Origin of the sequence: Nitrosomonas eutropha (genome assembly GCF_900116685.1) — a bacterium.
GTDB classification, from domain to species: domain Bacteria; phylum Pseudomonadota; class Gammaproteobacteria; order Burkholderiales; family Nitrosomonadaceae; genus Nitrosomonas; species Nitrosomonas eutropha_A.
Genome location: NZ_FPBL01000001.1, coordinates 135,619 through 159,273, shown reverse-complemented (window position 1 = coordinate 159,273; position 23,655 = coordinate 135,619). Strand labels below are relative to the sequence as shown.

The 23,655-nt window shown below is 50.5% G+C and carries 20 protein-coding genes; 10 read left to right on the top strand and 10 right to left on the bottom strand.

Annotated features, from left to right (window positions below; translation table 11 throughout):
* The first annotated feature begins 107 nt into the window (after positions 1-107).
* The 3 genes from sbcB (at position 108) to BM331_RS00750 (ending at position 3,154) form a co-directional block, all read left to right on the top strand.
* Complete coding sequence (gene sbcB / locus BM331_RS00760) at positions 108-1,595, top strand: exodeoxyribonuclease I (protein WP_074926023.1); 1,488 nt, start codon at positions 108-110, stop codon at positions 1,593-1,595.
* A gap of 44 nt (positions 1,596-1,639) precedes the next feature.
* Entirely contained in the window at positions 1,640-2,413 is a 774-nt protein-coding gene (locus BM331_RS00755; protein WP_074926020.1) for a 5'-methylthioadenosine/adenosylhomocysteine nucleosidase, read from the top strand.
* 78 nt (positions 2,414-2,491) lie between these two features.
* Positions 2,492-3,154, top strand: a complete 663-nt coding sequence (locus tag BM331_RS00750) for a M48 family metallopeptidase (RefSeq protein ID WP_256214755.1) — start codon at positions 2,492-2,494, stop codon at positions 3,152-3,154.
* A 335-nt stretch (positions 3,155-3,489) separates the two neighbouring features.
* Here the strand turns inward: BM331_RS00750 and glcF are convergent, their stop codons facing one another.
* From glcF to BM331_RS00730, 4 genes are read right to left on the bottom strand one after another with little or no spacing between them, the layout of a single operon-like run.
* Positions 3,490-4,749, bottom strand: a complete 1,260-nt coding sequence (gene glcF / locus BM331_RS00745) for a glycolate oxidase subunit GlcF (RefSeq protein ID WP_074926015.1) — start codon at positions 4,747-4,749, stop codon at positions 3,490-3,492.
* A gap of 3 nt (positions 4,750-4,752) precedes the next feature.
* Positions 4,753-5,853, bottom strand: a complete 1,101-nt coding sequence (glcE, locus tag BM331_RS00740; protein WP_074926012.1) for a glycolate oxidase subunit GlcE — start codon at positions 5,851-5,853, stop codon at positions 4,753-4,755.
* 3 nt (positions 5,854-5,856) lie between these two features.
* A complete protein-coding gene (locus BM331_RS00735) occupies positions 5,857-7,311 on the bottom strand; it encodes an FAD-linked oxidase C-terminal domain-containing protein (protein ID WP_074926010.1) in 1,455 nt (484 codons plus the stop codon).
* The gene (locus BM331_RS00730) at positions 7,301-8,221 is read right to left on the bottom strand and encodes a 2-hydroxy-3-oxopropionate reductase (protein ID WP_074926008.1); all 921 of its coding nucleotides are present in this window, start codon (positions 8,219-8,221) and stop codon (positions 7,301-7,303) included. The genes BM331_RS00735 and BM331_RS00730 overlap by 11 nt, the downstream gene beginning before the upstream one ends.
* Positions 8,222-8,450: 229 nt before the next feature.
* Between BM331_RS00730 and rfbA the strand changes: the two genes are divergently transcribed.
* The 3 genes from rfbA to BM331_RS00715 all read left to right on the top strand — a co-directional run bounded on the left by rfbA (position 8,451) and on the right by BM331_RS00715 (position 11,589).
* Positions 8,451-9,335, top strand: coding sequence for a glucose-1-phosphate thymidylyltransferase RfbA (gene rfbA, locus BM331_RS00725; RefSeq protein ID WP_074926006.1), 885 nt, complete (start codon positions 8,451-8,453; stop codon positions 9,333-9,335).
* Positions 9,336-9,413: 78 nt separating this feature from the next.
* Positions 9,414-10,421: a UDP-glucose 4-epimerase GalE gene (galE, locus tag BM331_RS00720; RefSeq protein WP_074926003.1), complete on the top strand. Its 1,008-nt coding sequence runs from the start codon at positions 9,414-9,416 to the stop codon at positions 10,419-10,421.
* 250 nt (positions 10,422-10,671) lie between these two features.
* Positions 10,672-11,589 carry a formate/nitrite transporter family protein gene (locus BM331_RS00715; protein WP_177217809.1) on the top strand — a complete coding sequence of 306 codons (918 nt, stop codon included), beginning with the start codon at positions 10,672-10,674 and terminating at the stop codon, positions 11,587-11,589.
* A gap of 45 nt (positions 11,590-11,634) precedes the next feature.
* Here BM331_RS00715 and BM331_RS00710 read toward each other — a convergent pair whose 3' ends face one another.
* The 6 genes from BM331_RS00710 to BM331_RS00685 all read right to left on the bottom strand — a co-directional run bounded on the left by BM331_RS00710 (position 11,635) and on the right by BM331_RS00685 (position 18,167).
* Positions 11,635-12,204 carry a hypothetical protein gene (locus tag BM331_RS00710; protein WP_074926001.1) on the bottom strand — a complete coding sequence of 190 codons (570 nt, stop codon included), beginning with the start codon at positions 12,202-12,204 and terminating at the stop codon, positions 11,635-11,637.
* Complete coding sequence (locus BM331_RS00705) at positions 12,188-12,817, bottom strand: SCO family protein (protein WP_074925998.1); 630 nt, start codon at positions 12,815-12,817, stop codon at positions 12,188-12,190. Before BM331_RS00705 ends, BM331_RS00710 begins: the two co-directional genes overlap by 17 nt.
* A gap of 96 nt (positions 12,818-12,913) precedes the next feature.
* Positions 12,914-14,392, bottom strand: coding sequence for a cbb3-type cytochrome c oxidase subunit I (locus BM331_RS00700; RefSeq protein WP_074925996.1), 1,479 nt, complete (start codon positions 14,390-14,392; stop codon positions 12,914-12,916).
* 37 nt (positions 14,393-14,429) lie between these two features.
* The gene (locus BM331_RS00695; RefSeq protein WP_074925993.1) at positions 14,430-14,954 is read right to left on the bottom strand and encodes a cupredoxin domain-containing protein; all 525 of its coding nucleotides are present in this window, start codon (positions 14,952-14,954) and stop codon (positions 14,430-14,432) included.
* Positions 14,955-15,360: 406 nt separating this feature from the next.
* Positions 15,361-16,455: a cupredoxin domain-containing protein gene (locus BM331_RS00690; protein WP_074925990.1), complete on the bottom strand. Its 1,095-nt coding sequence runs from the start codon at positions 16,453-16,455 to the stop codon at positions 15,361-15,363.
* Positions 16,455-18,167, bottom strand: a complete 1,713-nt coding sequence (locus BM331_RS00685) for a multicopper oxidase domain-containing protein (protein WP_074925988.1) — start codon at positions 18,165-18,167, stop codon at positions 16,455-16,457. The genes BM331_RS00690 and BM331_RS00685 overlap by 1 nt, the downstream gene beginning before the upstream one ends.
* Positions 18,168-18,623: 456 nt before the next feature.
* Between BM331_RS00685 and BM331_RS00680 the strand changes: the two genes are divergently transcribed.
* From BM331_RS00680 to glyS, 4 genes are read left to right on the top strand one after another with little or no spacing between them, the layout of a single operon-like run.
* Entirely contained in the window at positions 18,624-18,992 is a 369-nt protein-coding gene (locus BM331_RS00680) for a DUF6164 family protein (RefSeq protein ID WP_074925985.1), read from the top strand.
* Between the two features lie 55 nt (positions 18,993-19,047).
* Positions 19,048-20,541, top strand: coding sequence for an apolipoprotein N-acyltransferase (gene lnt / locus BM331_RS00675; protein WP_074925982.1), 1,494 nt, complete (start codon positions 19,048-19,050; stop codon positions 20,539-20,541).
* A 31-nt stretch (positions 20,542-20,572) separates the two neighbouring features.
* Complete coding sequence (locus BM331_RS00670; RefSeq protein ID WP_074925980.1) at positions 20,573-21,496, top strand: glycine--tRNA ligase subunit alpha; 924 nt, start codon at positions 20,573-20,575, stop codon at positions 21,494-21,496.
* Positions 21,493-23,640, top strand: coding sequence for a glycine--tRNA ligase subunit beta (gene glyS / locus BM331_RS00665; RefSeq protein WP_074925975.1), 2,148 nt, complete (start codon positions 21,493-21,495; stop codon positions 23,638-23,640). The genes BM331_RS00670 and glyS overlap by 4 nt, the downstream gene beginning before the upstream one ends.
* The last annotated feature ends 15 nt before the right edge of the window (positions 23,641-23,655 follow it).

Sequence of the window (23,655 nt, the reverse complement as noted above, 5' to 3'; positions counted from 1 at the left end):
CCCTGTCTGAATCGATCCAGTGAATCTTTATCAAAATCTGATCATTCCGGGATCAGCTGGAAAAATGAACTCATATATTTAACGATCTGAACAGGCTTACTACTACGATGCAGACAGGTAATTCAACACTCTACTGGCATGATTATGAAACTTCCGGTGCGAATCCTCGCCAGGATCGGCCGGTTCAGTTTGCAGGGTTACGGACGGATGAAGCGCTCAATGAAATTGGCGATCCGCTGGTGATCTATTGCAAGCCGGCACGTGATCGTCTGCCGCATCCGGAAGCCTGTCTGTTGACTGGTATTACGCCACAAATGGCAGCAACCCGGGGGGGGCCGGAGCCGGAATTCATCGCACTGATCCATGCGCAACTGGCGCAACCGGGTACCTGCGGGGTGGGCTATAACACGCTACGGTTTGATGATGAAGTCACCCGCTTTGCGCTGTATCGCAATTTCTACGACCCCTATGCACGCGAATGGCAATCCGGCAATTCGCGATGGGATGTGATCGATCTCGCCCGTATGGTCTTTGCCCTGCGCCCGGAAGGCATCAACTGGCCGATCAACGGGGAAGGGAAACCCAGCTTTCGGCTGGAGGATATTACCGCTGCCAACGGGTTAATGCATGATAGTGCGCACGATGCGTTATCTGATGTTCGCGCTACCATCGCACTGGCTCGTTTGCTGCGTGAGAAGCAACCACGCTTATATGACTGGCTGTTCCGTTTGCGGGACAAACGTGAAGCATCTCGCCTGCTCAATCTGACAGTGCGTACTCCGGTATTGCATACCTCACGTATGTATCCATCTGAACAGGGTTGCACCACGCTAGTGATGCCGTTGTTGCCCGAAACGGGCAATACCAACAGTATTCTGGTTTACGACTTGCGGCATGATCCTGCTGAATTTATACAACTGGATGTTGATGCGCTGGCGGAACATCTATTCACGCCCAAATTGGAATTGGCAGAAGGGCAGCAGCGCCTGCCGGTCAAGGCAGTCAGGCTAAATAAATGCCCGGCACTGGCGCCACAGAAAGTTCTGAAGGATGAAGTCGCCAATCGAATCGGATTGAATATTGAACAGTGCCAACAGCATTGGCAGCAGTTGTTGCAAAACCCTGATTTTATGCAGCGGATCAGACAAGCGTATTCAAATGGCAAGATTTTTCCAGAAAATGATGCCGATCTGGCACTGTACGATGGATTTGCAAATGATCACGACCGTAACCTGTTCCCGCTCGTGCGCGATTCGGAGCCGGAAAGATTGATTGATCTCTCAGAAGAGTTTCAGGATGGGCGTTACGCCGAACTGCTGTTTCGCTATCGTGCTCGCAACTTTCCCAATACCTTGTCGGCCCAGGAAAAACACCGTTGGCAAGTTCATTGCCGCAGACAGCTTGGTGAAGATGCTATCAACGGTAGTCTGACATTAAACGGATATCATCAGAAAATTTTACAACTGCGAGCCAATTGCCCACAGCAAGCGCAGCAGGAAATCCTGAACGAACTGGAAGCATGGGGCAGGGCGTTGGCACAGGAAAATGATCTATCATGGCCATCTGATTGTTCCGATCCAGAAAGATCAACCTGATTATGGCTCACTGCAGCCTTTCTGATTTTTGATACATATACCTTATGACCACAGCAATTTTGAGTGCTTTGCCAGAAGAACAGGGCGGTTTGGTACAGGCGCTGGAGCAACGGGAGCAGTTTCAGTATGCGGGGCGTGTATTTTGGCGCGGTCGTCTGCATGGCCAGACAGTGGTGCTGGGATTATCTGGCATTGGCAAGGTGGCAGCGGCGACAACAGCTGTTGTGCTATTTGAACGATTGGGTGCACAGCGCATCGTGTTTACGGGTGTGGCTGGTGGTATGGGGGAAGGTGTGCAGGTGGGTGATGTGGTCGTCGCTACGCAATTTCTGCAGCACGATATGGATGCATCGCCTATTTTCCCTCGTTGGGAAGTACCAGGTTATGGCTGTACACGATTTGCTTGCGATCCGGAACTGTCTACTACATTATTTGCAGCGGCGCACGCTTATCTGACAAATACCCAAGCTGATATACCTCGAAGCAGTGGTGTCGCGCGCATTCATTTAGCGCGGGTGCACCAGGGTTTGATTGTCAGTGGGGATCGCTTTGTCAGCACCTTGGCTGAATCAATTGCGCTGCGTACCACGCTCGCCGCAGCCGGCCACCAGGCGCTCGCTGTCGAGATGGAAGGCGCTGCAGTAGCACAGGTGTGCAGTGACTTTGGCAAACCGTTCGCTGCCGTGCGCACCATTTCTGATCGTGCCGATGACAGCGCTCACATCGATTTCCCGCGCTTCATCTGTGAGGTTGCACGACCTTATGCGGATCACATCATCGCAGGTTTTTTGCAGCGGCAATTGGCCGGGACTGCATAGAATCAAAGATTAGCGGGGTGACTGGTGAGCGAGCAGATCAAGCTGGGAGATCTTACGATTTTCATGCAGCGCAAGAGAGTGAAACATATTTACTTGAGGGTGCTTGTGCCAGATGGACGAGTAACACTGGTTGCCCCAATTGGTATTCAGCTGGCGGTAATACACGCTTTCGCTGTTTCAAAACTCCCCTGGATTCAAAAGCAGCAGACAAAACTGCAATTGCAGGTTAGAGAAGCACCCCGGCAGTTGGTTGAGCATGAAAGCCACATGTTGTGGGGGTGCCATTATGTGTTGCAGGTGGTGGAGAAACCGGCCAAACCCTGCGTGCTGCTGGATCAGCAGTCCATCATCCTGCAGGTGCGTCCAGGCAGTGATGTATCCAAACGCACAGCGGTGATGCACGCCTGGCATAAATCCTTGCTGCATGGTGTTGTGCCAGATCTGATTGGGGAATGGCAGGAACGGCTGGATGTAAGCGTATCAGCCTATTTTTTGCAGCAGATGAAAACCCGCTGGGGCAGTTGTACTCCGCGTGCCCGCCATATCCGGCTGAATACCGATCTGGTGAGAAAACCGAAGAACCTGCTGGAATATGTTGTCGTGCACGAGATGGTTCATTTACTTGAAGCATCGCATAACAAACGGTTTGTTGCATTAATGGATCGGCATTATCCGGCCTGGCGTGAAGCTGCGGCGGAGCTGAACCAGATCCCCCTATCGGCGGTGCGGCCGCGTGGATAAAGCGCGCTTCCAGAAAGTGCTGATTATCTGGATTGCTTTGCTGGCTGCGCCGTCTCGCAAAGGTGAGGTGGAGGGCAGATGTATCGCAGTGACAACGGGTGGATTGCTTTGATCTGCGAGTTGTGTAGTGATACAGATTTTGCATAACTGTGACAACAAGGAATACCGTCTTTGCGAGCACAGTAGTGCGAAGCAATCCAGTAGCAATATTGGCAGATATACCCGATTGCTGCCATGCTGAGTCACCACGTCACTGCCCGTTATCCCCTGTTTGTGGTAGACGGTTTTTTCTCGTGATAACGGAATAAATCAGCGTTTCTCTGATGTTTGGGGATTTATTCACCCAGGGTTTCATCCAGCAGTTCAATCCAGTGGCGTATAGGCAGCTGAGTGCCACCTTGCAGGTGCATCTGGCAGCCGATATTGGCGGTAACTACCAGATCAGGGTTTTCCATGGTCAATGCAGTAATCTTGTTATCACGTAGCTGACGAGAAAGTTTGGGTTGCAGGATGGAATAAGTGCCCGCTGAACCGCAGCAGAGATGGGGATCAGCGACTCTGGTCAGGTTAAAGCCTGCCGCTTGCAGAATTGGCTCGACTTTTCCTTTCAGTTTCATGCCATGTTGTAAGGTACAGGGAGCATGAAAGGCAATATTGCGCGGGAGAGAGGATTTTGATGTGGCTTTCGTGGCTTCCAGCAGCGGGATCAGTGTGGAGGCTTCAGCCGTAATGACTTCACTGATATCGCGGGTCAGGCTGGAAACTCGTGCTGCTTTCTCAGTGTAAATTGGGTCGTGTTGCAGCAAATGCCCGTAATCCTTGACGGTGACGCCGCAGCCGCTGGCCGTGACGATAATAGCCTCTGCCGGATGTTCAGCTTGGGTGATAAAAGGCCACCAGGCATCAATATTGCGGCGCATGGCGTTCAATCCTTCTTCCTGCGCATTGAGGTGATAAGCCAGCGCCCCGCAGCAACCGGCCTGTTCTGCGGTGATGACCGAGATGCCGAGCCTGTCGAGCACGCGCGTGGTAGCGTGGTTGGTGTTGGGCGTCATGGCCGGCTGTACGCAACCAGCGAGTATCAGCATGGAGCGTGTGTGGGTTTTGCCGGAGAGGCTGCGTGCGGTTACCGGTTTCGGTAAGATCGTTCTTTTCAGCCGGGCGGGGAGCAGCGGGCGACTCAAGCGGGCAACACCCATGAAAAAGCTGGAGAGAGTACGGTTGGGCAACAGTTTTCGCAAGGTGTAGCGCTTGAATGTTGCATAAGGCGTGCGCTGGATTTGCTGTTCGACCATGCCCCGGCCGATATCAAGCAGACGTCCGTACTGCACCCCGGATGGACAGGTGGTTTCGCAGGCGCGGCAGGTCAGGCAGCGATCGAGATGCAGCTGCGTTTTTTCTGTTACCTCCTGGCCTTCCAGCATCTGCTTGATCAGATAAATTCGCCCGCGCGGGCTGTCCAGCTCATTCCCCAGCAGTTGATAGGTGGGGCAGGTGGCAAGACAGAAGCCGCAATGCACGCAGCTGCGCAGAATGGCGTCGGCTTCCTTTCCTTCTGGGGTATCTTTGATCAGATCGGTCAGACGGGTTTGCATGATTTAAAACTCGGTATACAGTCGTTGCGGATTCAGAATACCTGTCGGATCAAACTGCTGCTTCAGACGCTGGTGGATTTTAAGCAGGGCAGGGGAAAGCGGGTGAAATACTGGAGTTATGGTTTTATTGCCATGAAATAGAGTGGCATGGCCGCCGGCATCTGCGGCGTGTGTGCGGATTACAGCAGCATCAGTATCTTTATCTGTTACCAGCCAGCGCAGTGCACCACCCCATTCAATCAGTTGTTCACCTGGCAGTGAGAGTGGGGAAGTGGTTGATTTTACTGACAGACGCCATAGCGATTTGCCATTTAATTTTCCTTGCTGGAAAAACGGGTGAGTGTGATTCCTGATGGATTCCCATAAATTTTCCTCGTGGCTTTCCTTATCTTTGATTTGATCTCCACCCAGTCTGGCATGTGCCGTGCGCACGGCGGATTCGGCACCAGAAAGTCGGACATAAAGCTGATTCTCATGAAAACAGGTGGCGGAAACTGGCAGTGGTTCAGCCGCACAGCGGCGCATAGTTTCGATCGCCTGGAGCATGTCAGTCTGAATACACAGAGTGCGTTCTACAGCCGGTCTGGGAAGTACCTTAAGTGATACTTCGAGCAATACCCCGAGCGTACCCATGGCACCTGCCATCAGGCGGGAAACATCATAACCGGCTACGTTTTTCATGACGCGCCCGCCAAAAGACAGGATTCTGCCCTGGCCATCCAGCAGTTTGATACCTAATACATAATCACGCACAGCACCGGTGTAGGCGCGTCTGGGGCCAGATAATCCAGCAGCGATACAACCGCCCAGCGTGGCGGATGCATTGAAGTAGGGAGGCTCAAAAGCCAGCATCTGGCCGTGATCATGCAGCAGCTTTTCCAGCTCGGCCAGCGGTGTTCCGGCGCGAGCAGTGACAACCAGCTCACTGGGTTCATAATCGACGATTCCCTGCCACGTGGCTGTGTTGAGCGCGGGAAGTTGCAGCGCTTGCGGGTTGCCGTAAAAATCCTTGCTGCCGCTTCCCCGGATGCATAACGCCTGTTTATGTTCGGCTGCTGCCGTAACAGCCTGAATGAGTTGATCGAGGATAGCTTGATCTTGCATGAATTAGAACCTGGGTATGTCTGGAAATTTTTCAGCGCCCTGATGGACATGCATCGCTCCGAATTCTGCGCAGCGGTGCAGCTCGGGAATGGCTTTGCCCGGATTGAGCAGAGATTGCGGATCGAATGCCGCCTTGACCGCATGGAACAGATCACGTTCGGCATCATTGAATTGCAGGCACATCTGGTTGAGTTTTTCGATGCCTACACCGTGTTCGCCGGTCAATGATCCGCCGGATTGAATGCAGATTTCCAGTATGCGTGCGCCAAAAGCTTCTGCTTTCTCCAGCTCGCCCGGCTGGTTGGCATCGTACAGAATCAGTGGGTGCAGATTACCGTCTCCTGCGTGAAACACATTCATGCAGCGCAGGCCGTATTCAGCTGAAAGTTGCTCAATCTGTTCCAGCACATGTGCCAGATGCTTGCGTGGAATGGTGCCGTCCATGCAGTAATAATCCGGTGAAACCCGGCCGGCTGCCGGAAAGGCGGCTTTGCGCCCGGCCCAGAAAAGTTGCCGTTCGGCTTCATCTCGCGCAAGGCTGATCCGGACAGCACCACTGGCTTGCAGAATGGTCTGGATCTGTTTGATTTCATCGGCTACTTCTTCCGCCATGCCGTCGGATTCGCACAGCAAAATCGCTGCACCTTCAAGATCGTAGCCTGCGTGTACGAAATCCTCGACGGCGTGGATGGTGATTTTATCCATCATTTCCATACCGGCCGGAATAATACCTGCCTGAATGACGTTGGCGACAGCATCCCCGGCTTTGCTGATATCGTCGAACACGGCCATGACCAGTTTCACTGTTTCCGGTTTGGGAAGCAGTTTTACCGTGATTTCGGTGACAATGCCCAGCATGCCTTCGCTGCCGGTCATCAGTGCAAGCAGATCAAAACCGGGGCTATCGAGTGCATCTGCACCGATTTCCAGCACGTCACCTTCAATTGTCAGTACACGCAAGCGCAAAATGTTATGAACGGTGAGCCCATACTTGAGGCAGTGCACTCCTCCGGAGTTTTCTGCCACATTTCCGCCAATGCTACAGGCGATCTGTGAGGAAGGATCGGGTGCGTAATACATTCCATAACTTGCAGCGGCTTCGCTGATGGCCAGGTTACGCACGCCAGGTTGAACACGCGCACTGCAGGCAGCAGGATCGATATCCAGAATGCGGTTCAGTCTGGCCAATGACAGTAAAACGCCTTCTGCGTGAGGTAGTGCTCCACCGGCCAGACCGGTGCCGGAGCCGCGTGCCACGACCGGAACCTGTCCGGCATGACAGACTTGCAGGATGGTGGCAATTTCAGCTTCTGTGCGCGGCAGTACGACAATCATCGGTAGCTGCCGGTAAGCGGACAGGGCATCGCATTCATATGGCCTTAAATCTTCCACCTCGTAAAGTACCGCTTCTTCAGGCAGAAACTTCAGGAAGGCTGTAATCAGCTGCTTACGATTCATGAGAGGTTGCTGTGGATGGATTGATAGTATGTCCGGCCAGTTTTTCGAGGATACGCACGATGACTGAGCTGTCCAGCATCGTGTCTTCCTGTGCAACGCAGGCGTTATAAAGCGATTGAGTCAGCGCAGTACCCGGCAGGCTGACGCCCAGCTCCGTAGCGCAATCCAGCGCAATCCCCAGATCCTTCATGTGCAGATCAACGCGAAAACCAGGTGTGAAGACGTGCTTGAGCATACGTTCTCCATGTACTTCCAGAATACGCGAAGCAGCAAATCCACCCAACAATGCTTGTCTGACCTTGTTTGGATCTGCGCCGGCCTTGGAAGCAAATACCAGTGCCTCGGCCACCGCTTCAAGCGTCAAGGCGGCGATAATCTGGTTGGCTGCCTTGCAGATCTGGCCAGTACCTGGTTCGCCGATGCGGGTGATAGTTTTCCCCATTAGCACCAGGATGGGTTCGATTCTTGCAAAAACCGGTTCAGTTGCGCCGACCATAATGGTTAGCGTGGCATTCCGGGCGCCGATATCGCCACCTGATACGGGGGCATCTGCATAATCATGCCCGGATTGGTTGATTCGTCTGACAAAATCACGGGTTCTGATTGGTGAAATCGTACTCATGTCGATGATAATTTTCGATCGGGCTGGATCTGCGGACAGGCCCGACATGATACCGTTTTCAGCAAACAGCACTTTTTCGACATCCGATGTATCCGGTAACATCAGAATAATAATATCCGTCTGCTCCGCGACAGCCTTGGGTGTAGGGCAGGCAATTCCACCCAGAGCTGTCAGCTCATCAGGCACGCCACTGCGGGAATGGAGATAAGTCGGGTAGCCCCCCTGAACAAGATGGCTGGCCATAGGTTTTCCCATGATACCCAGACCAATAAAACCGATATTTTTCATGTTGAACAGTGTTACTGAGAAAATGGGTCTTTATCTGCGATTAAGTGATTCCGACAAAACAGGTAAACTGCTTGCCGGCTAGTTCATCCGGATTTGTCTGCATCCGCATGATCAGCCACAGGTCTTGTAGTATAACAGTCCGTATTTTGTGGACTAGCTCTATCTGCAAGAATTCACATGTTCCCTGATTCTTCAATTTCATTTTTCTGCAGATGGCCAGAAAATCATTATGATAAATAGAAAAGGTATTATTCTTGCTGGCGGTTCCGGTACACGGCTGCACCCGGCCACGCTGGCGCTGAGCAAACAATTATTGCCGGTATTCGATAAACCGATGATCTATTACCCGCTCAGCACCCTGATGCTGGCAGGTATCCGCGACATACTCATCATCAGCACGCCGCAGGATACTCCTCGCTTTCAGCAATTGCTGGGCAGCGGTGAGCAATGGGGATTGAATCTGCAATATGCGGTCCAGCCCTCGCCTGATGGTCTCGCGCAAGCTTTTCTGATTGGAGAAGCGTTTATTGGCAACCATCCTTCTGCACTGGTGCTGGGTGACAATATTTTCTACGGTCATGATTTGCAGCAGTTACTGGCCAATGCCATGGCGCGCACCGAGGGAGCCAGTGTGTTTGCTTACCATGTGCTTGATCCTGAGCGCTACGGCGTGGTTGAGTTTGATACGCACGGTAAAGCGTTATCGCTGGAAGAAAAACCTAAACAGCCTAAATCTAACTATGCTGTGACCGGCCTGTATTTCTACGATGATCGGGTTACCGATTTTGCTAAAGCGCTTAAACCCTCAGCACGTGGAGAGCTGGAAATTACCGACCTGAATCGCCTTTATCTGGAACGAGATCGGTTAAGTGTGGAAATCATGGGTCGGGGCTACGCCTGGCTGGATACAGGAACGCATGCAACCTTGCTCGACGCCAGTCAGTTCATCGCTACCTTGGAAAACCGACAAGGGCTCAAGGTAGCCTGTCCGGAAGAAATTGCGTATCGGCAACAATGGATTGATGCCACGCAGCTGGAAATGCTGGCTCAATCATTAGCCAAAAATGGTTATGGCCAGTATCTGCTTAAAATACTCAGGGAAAACGTATTCTGATGAAAGCAAGCTTTGCTTGCGCGGCAGCGGCGGTGGTTGCTTAACCTGGTATTTATTCAGATTTGATGAGGTGTTGATATGAAGGTTCTTGTTACTGGAGGGGCTGGTTACATTGGTTCACACACTTGTGTCGAATTACTGACAGCCGGATATGAGGTTATCGTGTTCGATAATTTTTGCAACAGCCATCCGGAGGCGTTGTGCCGGGTAGAAAAAATTACCGGAAAGAAACTTACTGTAGTCAGGGGTGATGTGCGAGATCAGGCGGCCATTGAAAAGGCTCTGAAAGATTACCATTGTGAGGCTGTCATTCACTTTGCCGGGCTCAAGGCTGTAGGGGAGTCGGTAGAAAAGCCACTTGATTATTATGACAATAACGTTGTCAGTACCCTCCGGTTGCTGGCTGCAATGCAGAATTGTGGTGTATACACACTGGTTTTCAGTTCCTCAGCAACCGTTTATGGTGAACCACAACGTTTACCCCTGATGGAAGATCATCCGTTATCTGCCACCAATCCTTATGGCCGCAGCAAACTTGTTATTGAAGAAATGTTGCGTGATGTGTATCAGGCCAATCCTCAATTTCGTATTGCCATCCTGCGTTATTTCAATCCTGTTGGTGCGCATGATAGCGGACTGATTGGCGAGGATCCGCAAGGGATTCCCAATAACCTGATGCCTTTCGTCGCACAAGTTGCGGTGGGGCGGCGTGAACATCTGAGTGTGTGGGGAAGTGATTACCCGACGTATGATGGAACCGGCGTGCGGGATTACATTCATGTGGTGGATCTGGCGTTGGGGCATCTCAGTGCGCTGGGGCACCTTACCACACCGCAGTGTCTTGCAGTCAATCTCGGCACTGGCATCGGTTACAGCGTGCTGGATGTGGTCAAGGCGTTTGAGAATGCAAGTGACCAGCCTGTTCCATATCAGCTATCACCCAGACGGGCAGGGGATGTGGCAGCTTGTTATGCCGATCCTGCGCTGGCTGAAAAAGTTCTGGGGTGGAGTGCACAACGCGATCTGGCTGCGATGTGCCGGGATCACTGGCGCTGGCAGAAAAACAATCCAGAGGGATATGTATAAGCCCGCACCAAACTGACCCAACCGATCTGCTTTTGTTCTGCAGATACCGGTACTTTTTAGCGTAGTTTGCGCTAACAATTACGCAAAATATTGTCCTCTTCATCCTCGTTGAGGATAGCCGTAACCTGCTAAATATACATCACTATTTTTCTTGCTGACTGCCTTAAGTTATGACAGAATCCTCGCCCGCTGTGCAGACAATCACAGCATTACTGTTGTAATTTCCTCAATCAGTCTACCTAAAGAGAATATGAAAGAATCTGAACAACCTTCGATCGTTTCGCATGAACGAGTCATTCAGTCGAGCATTGTTGCGGAAACCATGTCGGCTGGCGGTTATGCAAGTAGCGCGACCCCGGTTAAGGCAAGTAATGATCCGACCGCAATTATTGATAGTGTCCTGCCTGTACAGATGGGACATGATCTCGTCGAAGATGCAGTCAAGAAAAGCAAGTTCAATGTTACACAGATTCTGACGCGGGGATTTTTATGCACCCCGTTTCTTGCCTATGGCGCGGCATTGTGTGCGTTGCTGGTTGCACAGGGATGGCCGACGGCAGCAGCAGGCCTGCTCTTTCCGGTTGGCTATGTCATGTTGGCGATACTGGGTTTGGAGATGGCGACTGGCAGTTTCTCCGTAATGCCCATGGCACTGTTTGCAGGGCGAATTGGATTGGGAAGCGTGGTGCGCAATTGGTTCTGGACGTTTGTAGCCAATCTGGTCGGCGGTATTTTCTTTGCCTGTTTGCTCTGGTTTTCGCTGACCAAGGGAGGGGCAGTAGAACCACCGGGGGTTCTTACTACATTGGCCCATCTTGCAGAGAAAAAAGTTTCGTATGCAGGGTATGGGATGAATGGCTGGATCGCCGCTGTTGGTATGGGAATACTGTGTAACTGGCTGGTCAGTCTCGGTCCAGTTTTTGCCAAGGGATCGCGCAGTGTGCCAGGTAAAGTCATGCTGATCTGGCTGCCGATTGCTACCTTCTTTGCGCTTGGTTTTGAGCACGCGGTGGTGAATATGTTTGTCTTCCCGATTGGGATACTGTCAGGCGCTGATGTGACGATTTCTGAGTGGTGGCTGTGGAATCAGATTCCCGTAACGATCGGCAATATTCTGGGGGCGGTAATATTTAATTCAACCTTATGGTACCGCACACATAGTATCTGAACCTGAAGCCTGAGTGATCCGTCTTCCTGCAGATCACTACAGGCTTCAGGTGTTGACGATTCTTATTCCAAACATGATTCTAAGTGTCCAGGCGACTGCCCAGATACTTCCCGCCAGCAACAATAGTTGTCCAAAGACACGCTGATCACTCAAAAGATAATTTGCACAGAGGCGATCGGGCAGGTCAAGATACAGCCATCCCAAGCGCATGAAAGTAGCCCAGAATTCCAGCTTTAAAACACCTTGTGCAATAGGGTTAAGTTGAGGCCAACTTATTCCCAATGCCATGCCCATTATCGGTACAGTGATAAATTTTGTCAGTTCGACAGGCCATTCGGATATAGCAGCATCCTGTACGCGTGGCAACATCCAGTAGGTCATGATAATAATGGCGAGAGCTATGCCCGTTATTCCCCATCGATTCCATGGGGCTATATTATCTTTCCAGTTTTCAGGCAGTATCTTACCGGTTATCCATCCTATGATTACCAGTGCCGGAATCTGAACAAGCATGTGCATTACCATGCTTTGTTCCAGAAATCGCTGCATCGGAGGGAGAGCCAGTATGACTAGTGCCGCCAGGAGCAACCATGCCTGTTTAGCTTTTGGATACATTTTCTTTTTCCTTCAGAACCTGATTCAGGTAAGTATGAAGTTCAGCTGTCTGTTCAATCCCAAATATGGCGACCAGTTTTCCATCTGGATTAATGATATGGTAGCCGGCGGAGTGAGTGTAACCGCCGTATTCATCAGGGATTACGATGACTTTAAAGAAATCCAGGATGGCTTTTTTCTGGGAAGGGTTAATCGGCCGGGCAGCCATCCAATATCTGAAGTCAGCAGAGAAATGACTCAAATGTTCTTTCAGTCGCTGAGGAGTATCCTTTTCAGGATCGAAACTAATGCTGAGGAAGCGCAGTTTGTCTGATTTCTCTTCAGTGGAGAAATCTTTCTGTAGAGTTTTAAGATTGCCGCTAAGTATCAGGCATACGTCAGGGCAGCTTGTGTAGATAAAATCTACTACAATGAAATGTCCGTGCCAGTCCTGGATCCTGAAAGTTTCAGCATCCTGATTCTGCAGGTGCCAGTCTGGTACAGGTCGGGGGGTTTCACGAATTTCAAGGCGACGCGCCTCTTCTGCTGTAAAAGCACGCCCTTCGTCGGTACTTACCCAAAGAATAAGAGATCCTGCGATAACTACGAGAAACGTTGCCAGAAAAGTTCTCATCCCTTATTTCCTGTGTGCAGTGTATCGAGTGCTTGCTATTAGATTCCCCGACAACTCTCCATTTCTATTTGGAAAAATTGCCGGGGTATCTATGTTTTAGCGGGGGTTATTTGCACCTGGCAGGCTAATTAAAGCGCGCATGATGAATAACAACATTCCCAGCACAACCAGTGAAGCGGCGATTGTCCCTGCCTGAGCAAAGCCGATCCATTCCGGCAAATGAGCGGCCCAGCGACGAGGGATACTGTTTGCGCCACTGGCAAGGAAAACCATGGATGTCATGAATGCACCGATCAGATAGGCATAGAATCCAAAGCTATCAACTGCTTTAGGTCGTTCTTTGCTGTCACCTTCGCCTGCCAGAAAGTAGGCAAACCCGATGAGCATGGGAAGTAATCCAAGCAACAAGTAGAAATGAAAATGGCCCGGCACCCACAGGGTGTTGTGGAATGTACGATTCACGGTAACCATTGCATCCAGGATAGCCGGGATTACGCCTGCAGCCCAGCCGAACATTGATAGAAACAGCAACTTGGCAGAAGTGCTCCATTTGATGCCTGAACGATATACGATCATTAACGCACCGTAACCGGTAACCACTAAAACCGGGATACCGCTACCAAAGGAGAGTACCTGTGCGACGATAAGTCCCCAGGCTGGCATTGGGAAATCCATCAGTAGATGGTGTGGATATACCCCCATCACCATGAATACAATGGCGAACCAGGCTGCATAGAATGGTTTGTTGGTTTTCCATGGACGGCCGGTATAGCGTGGTAGGAGCTCATAAACCGCGATAACTGATGCGTACATGGTGGCATTGATGACAACGTGACCAAAGAAATAGATCAGGTTCTTCATCAGCAGGGCATCCGGTTTGAATTCAGGGTAGAACAGATTGATCAGACCCATCACCAGCACTACAGCACCTGCGGCAATACCCATGAAGTTGACAATAAGCACCATCGTACTGGCAACAACTGCTGCCGGGTGCTTGTAATCCACCGGTTCTTTACCAAAAAGCTGGGTAAGCCCCAGAGCACGTGACAGACTGCCATAGCGTGCCAGGATGGCGCGACCGAAATCCAGATAGAGGATCAGGAAACCCACTCCGATAACGAGCAAACCCAGCTGAAAGACAGCTGCAGCGCCCGTGGACCAGGCTCCCATTGAAATGGCGGGTAACGGAAAGAGAAACGTCCATGCACCACCATACTTTCCTACGAAAATAGAACCAAGGATCAGCACGACACCCGTCAGGAAAATAAAGAAATTTGTCCAGAAAACTCCGTTGCTCAGTTTTACGTATTGGCGCAGAAAATACCACTGTACCCCAGTCGAGGTTATCATTGCGGCCCCCACAACCCCTACGCCATGCACTGTCATTATTTGATAAAACAGATCAGCACCAATTTCCAGCCAGGTGCCTTGTGCTGCCCGCATGGCCAGTCCTGCGAGCATCATCAATAAAAATACCAGTAACCCCGCTATCAGGTGAGACTTTACGGCGATCAGTGCATTCCGATCTTCTGAATCGGAATACTCAATCTTGCTGCTTACTTCTGTTGTACTCATTGTATTCTCCAATAAGTTATTGTTAATGCCGGGTTATTTATTCAACCGTTAATTCGGTGATCATCGCATGATGCGCCAGACCGCAATATTCCAGGCAAAGAATCTTGAATTTTCCAGGTTTATCAAATGTGTGAATAAGTTTGTTGGTGTAGCCCGGCATAGCCTGGGTCTGAGCAACCAATATCAAGTTTTCGTCATAGATACCGAACCCGTGATTCACGTCCGCAGCAGATACCTGAAATTCAACCGGCTGGCCTGATTTCACGGTGGCAGGTGTCATTGTCCAGTACCATTGATGACCATTTACCGCAACGACCTGGTAATCATTGCTTGAATACTCCTTGTGCTGATCAGGAATTGGAAATGGATTCAGTGAGGCGAAGGTGATGATGGTTCCTAGTGCCAGCAAAAAAATAAACCACTTGCTGCGCACGCTGTACCATTTTTTTGTAATGGATTGATAATCCGCTTCAGTTTTTTTAGAATTAATTATCACAAAATAAAAGACTGCTATGACCAAGCCTATCCCTACGAGTGTAATGGCGTAAACTGTTGAGATCATTCTGTATTTCCCCTTCCGTTTATTAAAAATCGGGTCGCGAATTTACCTTTGATAATGATTCGTGTCAACTTATTTATTTTTATTTAAAAATATTTTTGTGATAAATGGCAGTGACAGGTTTTTTCATCCTTAAATTTATGCATTTATGTTGTGGCGCGTGGACGTCTGCACCGGGAGAAGATCGTGAGACAACGGGAGATGATCTGTTGGATGGGGTAGTTGCCAGACTGGTTAACGGGGATGTTTGATGTAACGGATGTGGATTTGCTTATTTCACGCTGGCACCCTGAAAAATTCGTGGGGTGAAAGACTGTTCAGGATGGGTTATTCCCACTGTTGCAAGTATACAGTGGAAAGAGGTCATGTCCCCACGGTTTGCGAGGGGACATGGCTTACATTTGTTTACTTATTCCTCATTTTTACTGGTTTTTCTTCCGGAAATGATTTTCCTGAGCAGTGGAATGCTGAATAACCCTATTAGTGCCCCGATCAGAAGTATGAGGTAGTTTTGTGTATCACTTTTGGCAAGTGATTTGGTAATTTCCCTTACCACTTTGCTTTTATCTTCTTTGTTCTCGGTTGCGCTTATTTTTGGCAGATCTTCAGCATCATAAATATCATTGATGTTGTAAGGCGTCAGTCCGGGGATGCTGGGAATATCCTGGCCGCCCTTGCCAATTACGAGCTGGGCTTTCATCCCTTTTTCCATGTGCTGTGCAATATCGCAGTGCACCAGCAAAGTATCATCCGATCCCGGTACGATAATTGTGCCGGAGACAGTTTTGGGACCTGTCACTTCCAGATGGAACATGCCGTATTGATATATATATTTAGGCAGGCCATGCATCATAAATTGATGACGGACATTGTCTTCATTAGTGAAATGAAAAGTAACCTTTGAGCAAGGTTTGACGTGCCACTGTTGCTGATCAAAAGCAAAAACGGTTCCAGGAAACCTTTCTGCGTATTTTCTGCCCGCCCGAACTGTGATTTCTACTTCTCCGGAGATGCTTTTACAGCCACTGGGTAGTTTGTCAAGATTCTGGCCCATGATCATCGTGCCTTCATGATCCATGATGTGGCTATCATCCACATGGTGGTGGTGATGCATGTCGCCGTGATCAGCTGCTCCGCCCAGATGCTCGCTATGCTCGGACTCGGACGAGTGCTGGTGTGATTCAGCATCAATACTGTGATCCTCATGGACATGATCGTGAACGGATTCTTCCTGATGCGATTCGGCGTCAATGCTGTGCTCTTTGTGAGCGTGTTCATGTTCAGCCACCGCTTCGCTGCCTGTATTTATGCCGTGTCCGTTATGATCATGTTTGGACTGCGTGGCTTCTGCCTGCTTTGATTCACTCTGCTCATGCCCGCTATGCTGTTCGTGCTGGGCATGTTGATCGTGTTCATCAGATGTGGCCTGCTGTTGTGCCACTGCATCGAAACAGAATGGCAAAGCGGCAGCCAGCAGAAAAATGATCTTGAATCTTGCGTTCATTACTCTTTACCCCCTTTTTCGCCTCTGATTCGTGAAATTACTGCTGCAGCACATTGTTTGATATGGCTGCGTCCGGCAAAGATCGTATACAGGAACAGTCCAGCCAGTAAACCACCTAAAGCATAGAGCAAAGTGTTACGGGTGGCAGCGTCAAGATTGATTGTTCTTCCTGCGGCTGCCCCAAAGGTGGCAGCTTCATCCAGATTTTGCCAGACAGGGACCTTTCTTTCCCAATACTCTTTGGTAAAAAAATTATCGAGGTTGACACCAAAGTGACTCGTATTCGGCAAGCCATTTTCACCAAGATAAGAGGTATATACGATGGAACTCATGCTGCCGCCTTCGGCCATGCCGTTTGTGGTAATGCCTTTTTCGCGATGATCATGAATTAGCCAGTCACCTTCACCAGTGTTACGCAGGCCGTCATCAATGGTTTCTATCTCCAGATCCAGGCGCTGTGCCGGGGCAATATCGAACACATCACGCCTGATCTGTGCCAGGGGATTTTGTTCTATACCGTCATAATGTGTAATCTTGGCAGTATGGCCATGTGGATGGATTGCAATGGATTCGTTACCACTGTTGAGTAAACGTAATTTAATTTTTTCATTCGGTTCAACAATGACAAGCGATTCTCTGAGCGAATAAGGAAATGATAATCCGTTGATTGTGAAGTAATCTTCGGTAGCGTTATTGATCTCATAGCGCCGATTCATATCACGGGCAGTCAGACGCGGATCATTGTATTGCTTGATAATGTCACCCAGTTCTTTATCCATTGAGTGGTAATGCAGATCGTACTCCCGGTCGTACCCTTGCTCCTTGATTGCTTCTGACCGATGTCGCACATGGCCACCACCGATATTCAATGTTTGTAACCAATTATTGGGTTTGTTTTCTTCAACGATAATTATTCCTCCCAATCCCATCGATAAATGGGTATGCGTTTGTATGTGGCAGTGATAGAACATGGTTCCCGGTTGACGAGCCTGGAATTGATAAATTCGACGTTCGCCAGGCATCAGCTCCATTTCACTGGTCTGAGATACGCCATCGTTACCGTTGAGCTCGTGATGGAATGGGTGATCCACACCGTGTAAATGGATGGTGTGTGGAAAGTAATGTGTATTTTCCAGCACGATTTGTACGATATCTCCCTGCTCAACCCGGATGACCGGTGATGGCAATCTGATTAGCGGATTGGCCCGTACGCTTTCAAAGTTTTCAGTTGACATACCACTGGTCTTTGGGGCAAAAACCCAGGCACCGGGTTGTACACCAGGAGCAATATCAAAAGTGGGAACCTGGCCAGGAAAATCGGGTGATTTTCCATTTAACTCCATGATCTCCAGCTTGATAACGATACGGTCGGGATCACCATCTCCATCCAGATCATCTGTCTTGATGATGGCATCTGGAGAAAAGTGCGTTTGCATGAGCGTATCCATGGAAACGTTGTTGGTTCCCTTGACAGCGACGGCAATCCAGGTGGGGTTGTCCGGACTGCAACCCAGATCTGCTTCAATTTCCACGCCGTCAATAACCTGTGCATCACGCCAGGCGGGTGGAATTTTAGGATCGCAAGGTGGTTCGGATGTGAGTGCGGCGGGTTCAACTCGGATTGTTTCGGGTAATTTTAAGGATGCATAAGTACCGCCAGAGGCACACACCAGATAAGCAATTACTATGATAGTGCGAATAAAATTAGACATGTCTCTCGTCTCTCTCAATCTATCCTTTATGGAATTTAACAAAAGAGCGCTCTCGCTTGGATCGTATGGTAATTTTTTCAGTTTTACGCAAGCCATGGCGATTTTCAATCAAGGCTGTATCCTGAATAACAGGCCCAGATTCGCCGAGCGTCCTCAACATTGCATTTTTAGGTAATGGAAGTTATGCAGAATACCCTTATCCTGGCAATATTTCTACATAACTCATTGTACAACGCGCGGGGTTTTTACATCTTCCTGCATCTTTTATGACAAGCATATAACGGGCTCATGCTGATCGGTTCACTGGACTTTGTCTTTTTGTCAGATATAAAGTGGATTATCAACCGGGAAGAGAATTTATCAGTAATGATATATGCATGATACGAATTATTGCTGCAGACAGCGACTCCATTCTGATAGAGAATTCGAGTTTATCTTGTGGAATTTTATTGGCAAATGTCAAAACTGCTATTTAAATTGAGAAATGTGCCAGATGATGAGGCGGAAGAGGTGCGGGTGCTGCTGAGTGAGCACCAGATTGATTTTTACGAAACCACGGCAGGTAACTGGGGGATTTCCATGCCAGCGTTATGGGTACGTGAAGAATCCCAATACGAGCAGGCACGGGAGCTGCTGGATACCTACCAGGTTGAGCGCAGTGCGCGAGTACGTACGGAATATGATCGCCTCAAGCGGGAAGGCAAGCATAAAACGATTATTGACAGTTTCCGGGAAAATCCTTTTACCTTCATTGCCTACCTTTTTGTGGTGTACGCCTTGTTATACCTCCCTTTCAAATTCATCTCCGAACTGGGAAAACAGTAAAAATTGAGTCTTGTTTTCCTTTTTCTTCCTGTGATTCAACCGGAGCGTCGATAAATTGAACGGTTTTTATAGGCTGAGTGCTGCCTTGCTGCTGGGTGGGGTGACGGTAACCGGTTTTGCTCCTTTTTATTTTTATCCGGTACCTGTTGTCACACTGGCACTACTTGCCTTGCTCTGGCGTACAAGCAGAGCACCCATGCAGGCAGCATCAACCGGGTTTGCATTTGGTATGGGTTTGTTTGGCGCAGGGGTGACCTGGCTTTACGTCAGTCTGCATGATTTTGGTCATATGGCACCCGCGCTGGCAGTGCTGGCACTGATCGTGTTATGTGCCTATCTTTCGCTATTTCCTGCACTGGCTGGCTGGATCGCGGCACTGCGGTGTTTTCGTGCCTCCTGGGCGTGGCCGGGAGTAGTGGCAGCACTCTGGGCATTGATGGAATGGCTGCGCGGCACTCTGTTCACCGGCTTTCCATGGCTGACAGTTGGTTATTCGCAAGCACCGGATAGTCCTCTGGCAGGCTTTGCGCCGATTGTGGGCGTGTATGGCATATCGCTGTTGCTGATGCTGAGCGCCGCCTGGCTGGCCTGCTGGCTGGAAAACAGACAAAACCGCCGTTTCTGGCTATGGCTGGGCAGTGTCTGGATTATTGGTTTCAGTTTGCAACAAATACACTGGACTCAACCGGAAGGGGAGCCGGTGACCGTCAGCTTGTTGCAAGGCAACATTCCACAGAACAGGAAATGGGAGCCGGAGCATCTGTCCGCCACCATGCGAACGTATGTCCGGCTGGTGCAGGAAAGCCCGAGCAGGTTGATTGTAACCCCGGAAATCTCGTTTCCCCTGTATTACGAACAGGCACCACGGGATTATCTGGAATTGCTGACCGAACACGCCCGTTCCCGTCAAGGCGATGTGTTGATCGGCCTGGTGGAACGCTCTCCGGCGGATGATAGTTATTACAACACTATGTTCAGTTTTGGTGCTTCACCCGAGCAAAGTTATCGTAAGTATCATTTGGTTCCGTTTGGTGAATATATTCCACTGAAAGCAGTATTTGGCTGGGTGATCGACGTGCTGCATATCCCATTATCGGATTTCTCACGCGGCGGGCTGGATCAGCAGCCACTGAATCTGGCCGGGCAGCGCGTGGCTGTCAATATTTGCTATGAGGATGTGTTTGGTGAAGAAATTATCATGCAATTGCCACAGGCTAGTCTACTGGTCAATGTCAGTAATGACGCCTGGTTCGGTCATTCCATCGGCCCGCGCCAACATTTGCAGATTTCGCAGATGCGTGCGTTGGAAACCGGCCGCTACATGCTGCGTGCCACCAATACCGGAGTCACTGCCATCATCAATGAACGGGGCAGGATACTGGAGCAGCTGGAGATGTTTACCACCGCCGGTTTACACAGCACCGCACAGGGTTTTGGTGGTGCTACACCTTATGTGCGCCTGGGTAACAGTCTCTTATTCGGGCTGATTGGCTTGTTGCTGCTTGCCGGTTGCCTGGCGACATTTTCCGGCAGGCGCAAAACTCTGTAAAATAACCCGATTCATTATCAGCTACTATGACATGCCTACCCCCACTTTCCAGGAAATTATTCTTACCCTTCAACAATACTGGGGACAGCAGGGATGCGCCTTGCTGCAACCCTACGATATGGAAGTTGGTGCCGGTACCAGCCATACTGCAACTTTTCTGCGAGCCTTGGGGCCGGAGCCGTGGCGTGCTGCTTATGTGCAGCCTTCCCGCCGTCCCAAGGACGGTCGCTATGGCGACAACCCCAACCGTCTGCAGCATTACTACCAGTTTCAGGTTGTTCTGAAACCCGCACCACGGGATATTCTGGCGCTGTATTTTCGCTCACTGCAGATGCTGGGGCTGGATTTGCAGCAAAATGATGTGCGTCTGGTGGAAGATGACTGGGAGAATCCCACGCTCGGTGCCTGGGGGCTAGGCTGGGAAGTTTGGCTGAATGGCATGGAAGTTACCCAGTTCACCTATTTTCAACAGGTGGGCGGTATCAATTGCCGTCCGATCACAGGTGAAATTACCTATGGCCTGGAGCGCCTCGCCATGTATTTGCAAGGTGTGGAAAACGTATTTGATCTGGTCTGGACGGAGGGGTTGACTTACGGCGATGTCTATCATCAGAACGAGGTGGAGCAGTCCACCTATAACTTTGAGCATAGCGATATTGAATTTTTGCTGCTTTCCTTCGACAGACTGGAAACACAGACCAACCGATTGATTGATGCACAACTAGCGCTGCCTGCTTATGAGCAAGTACTGAAGGCTGCGCATACTTTCAATCTGCTGGATGCGCGTGGTGCGATTTCAGTGACCGAGCGCGCGGCCTGTATTGGCCGCATTCGCAATCTGTCGCGGCGAGTGGCACAAGCCTACTACGACAGTCGCTTGCGTTTGCAGCCGCCGTTTCCATTGGCACCGCGTGAATGGGTTGCCCAAACTCTGGATCAGGTGGCGTCAGCATGACGACTGAAAGCCTGCTAATTGAGTTGCTGACCGAGGAACTACCTCCCAAATCACTCGCAAAACTGGGCAATGCATTTGCCACATTAATTGCTGATAGTCTGAAACAACAGTATTTGACTACACCGGGCACGGTGCCGGCTGTTTTTGCCTCACCACGTCGGCTGGCGGTACATTTGACTGCTATTCCTGCCCAGGCACTAGATCAGATCGTAACCCTCAAACTGATGCCGGTTGCGGTCGGGCTGGATGCGCAAGGGCGGCCCACTCCGGCGCTGCATAAAAAACTGGCTGCATTAGGAATGGAAAATGTTGCTGTCTCCGCGCTCAAGCGGGTACAGGAAAGTAAGGCAGAGATGTTGTTCCTGGAACAGAGCGTTACCGGAACCCTGCTGGCAGCAGGATTGCAAAAGGCCGTGGATGAAGCCATTCGCCAGTTACCGGTTCCCAAGATGATGACCTATCAGCTGGAGGATGGCTGGGAGAATGTGCACTTTATCCGTCCGGCACATGGGCTGATTGCCTTGCATGGCCAGCAGATTGTGCCGATCAGCGCTTTAGGGTTCACTGCTGGGAACACCACTCGGGGGCATCGCTTTGAAGCAAAGCAAGCGGAACTGGTGATTGATCATGCGGATCACTATGAACAAATCCTGGAAACAGAAGGAATCGTTATTCCGGGATTTGATCGCCGTCGCAGCCGCATCAGAGAGGGGCTGGAAACTGCCGCGCGTGCAGCACAATTGCAGTGTGTTGAGGATGCCGCTTTGCTGGATGAGGTGACCGCGCTGGTTGAGCACCCCAATGTTCTGACGGGAACATTTTCAGCAGATTTTCTGGAAGTGCCGCAGGAATGTCTGATCTCCACTATGAAAATTAACCAGAAATATTTCCCTCTGCTGGATGCTGGTGGAAAATTGACCAATCGCTTTTTGATTGTTTCCAATATCACGCCGGCTGATCCAGGGCAGATTATTGCGGGTAACGAGCGCGTTATCCGTTCCAGACTGGCGGATGCAAAATTTTTCTTTGATCACGATCGCAAGCGAACATTGGCCTCACGTCTGCCCGATCTGGACAAGGTGATCTACCATCATCAACTGGGTTCCCAGGGCGAACGTACCCGGTATGTACGTGCCTTGGCGCGAATTGTCGGGCAGTTGCTGGGTGACAGTGACTTGTCTGCGCAGGCGGATCAGGCCGCGATGCTGGCCAAGGCTGATCTGCTGACTGATATGGTCGGGGAATTTCCCGAGTTGCAAGGCATTATGGGGCGTTATTACGCTCAGTTCGAGGGGATGGATGAGACCATTGCCTTCGCCATTGAGGATCATTACAAACCACGCTTTGCCGGGGATGCATTACCACGCAGCATGACGGGTATCTGTGTGGCACTGGCTGACAAACTCGAAACGCTGATCAGCCTGTTCAGTATTGGCCAATCTCCGACTGGCGATAAGGATCCCTATGCCCTGCGGCGGCATGCACTGGGCGTAATCCGCATCCTGATCGAGAAAGATCTGCCGGTCGGGCTGGATGTGATGATTTCACGCGCGGCTGATGTGCTGCGGGATGAAATCAGCGGGGAACAAGGCCCAGGATCAAGCCATGCCCGTCCGGTAACCCCACAACTGACAGAACAGCTGCAGGATTTCTTTTATGATCGCCTCGCTAGCAGCCTGCGTGATCAAGGCTACACTGTTCAAGAGGTGGAATCTGTCCTGAATCTTCGGCCCTCCCTGTTGTGTGAAATCCCCAGGCGCCTGGCGGCGGTGCGGGCATTTACTGCCCTGCCTGAAGCAGCCAGTCTGGCGGCTGCCAACAAGCGCGTCGGTAATATCCTCAAAAAATCAGAGTTTGATGCCACTGTCAGTATTGACAAGGCCTGCTTGCAGGCGCCGGCTGAAATTGCCCTGTATCGTGCGTTGTCTGAAATCGAATCCGATGCCCACCACGCCTTCCAGAAAGGTGATTATGTCACTGCCCTGCAAATACTTGCTGCCTTGAAAGCGCCGATTGATGCCTTCTTCGACCAGGTAATGGTGAATGATGAAAACGAAGTATTGCGACGTAACCGTCTGGCTCTGCTGGCAACCTTACAGGTAACGATGAATCGCGTGGCGGATATTTCCCGGCTGGCTGCCTGAATGGTTTGAGGGCGC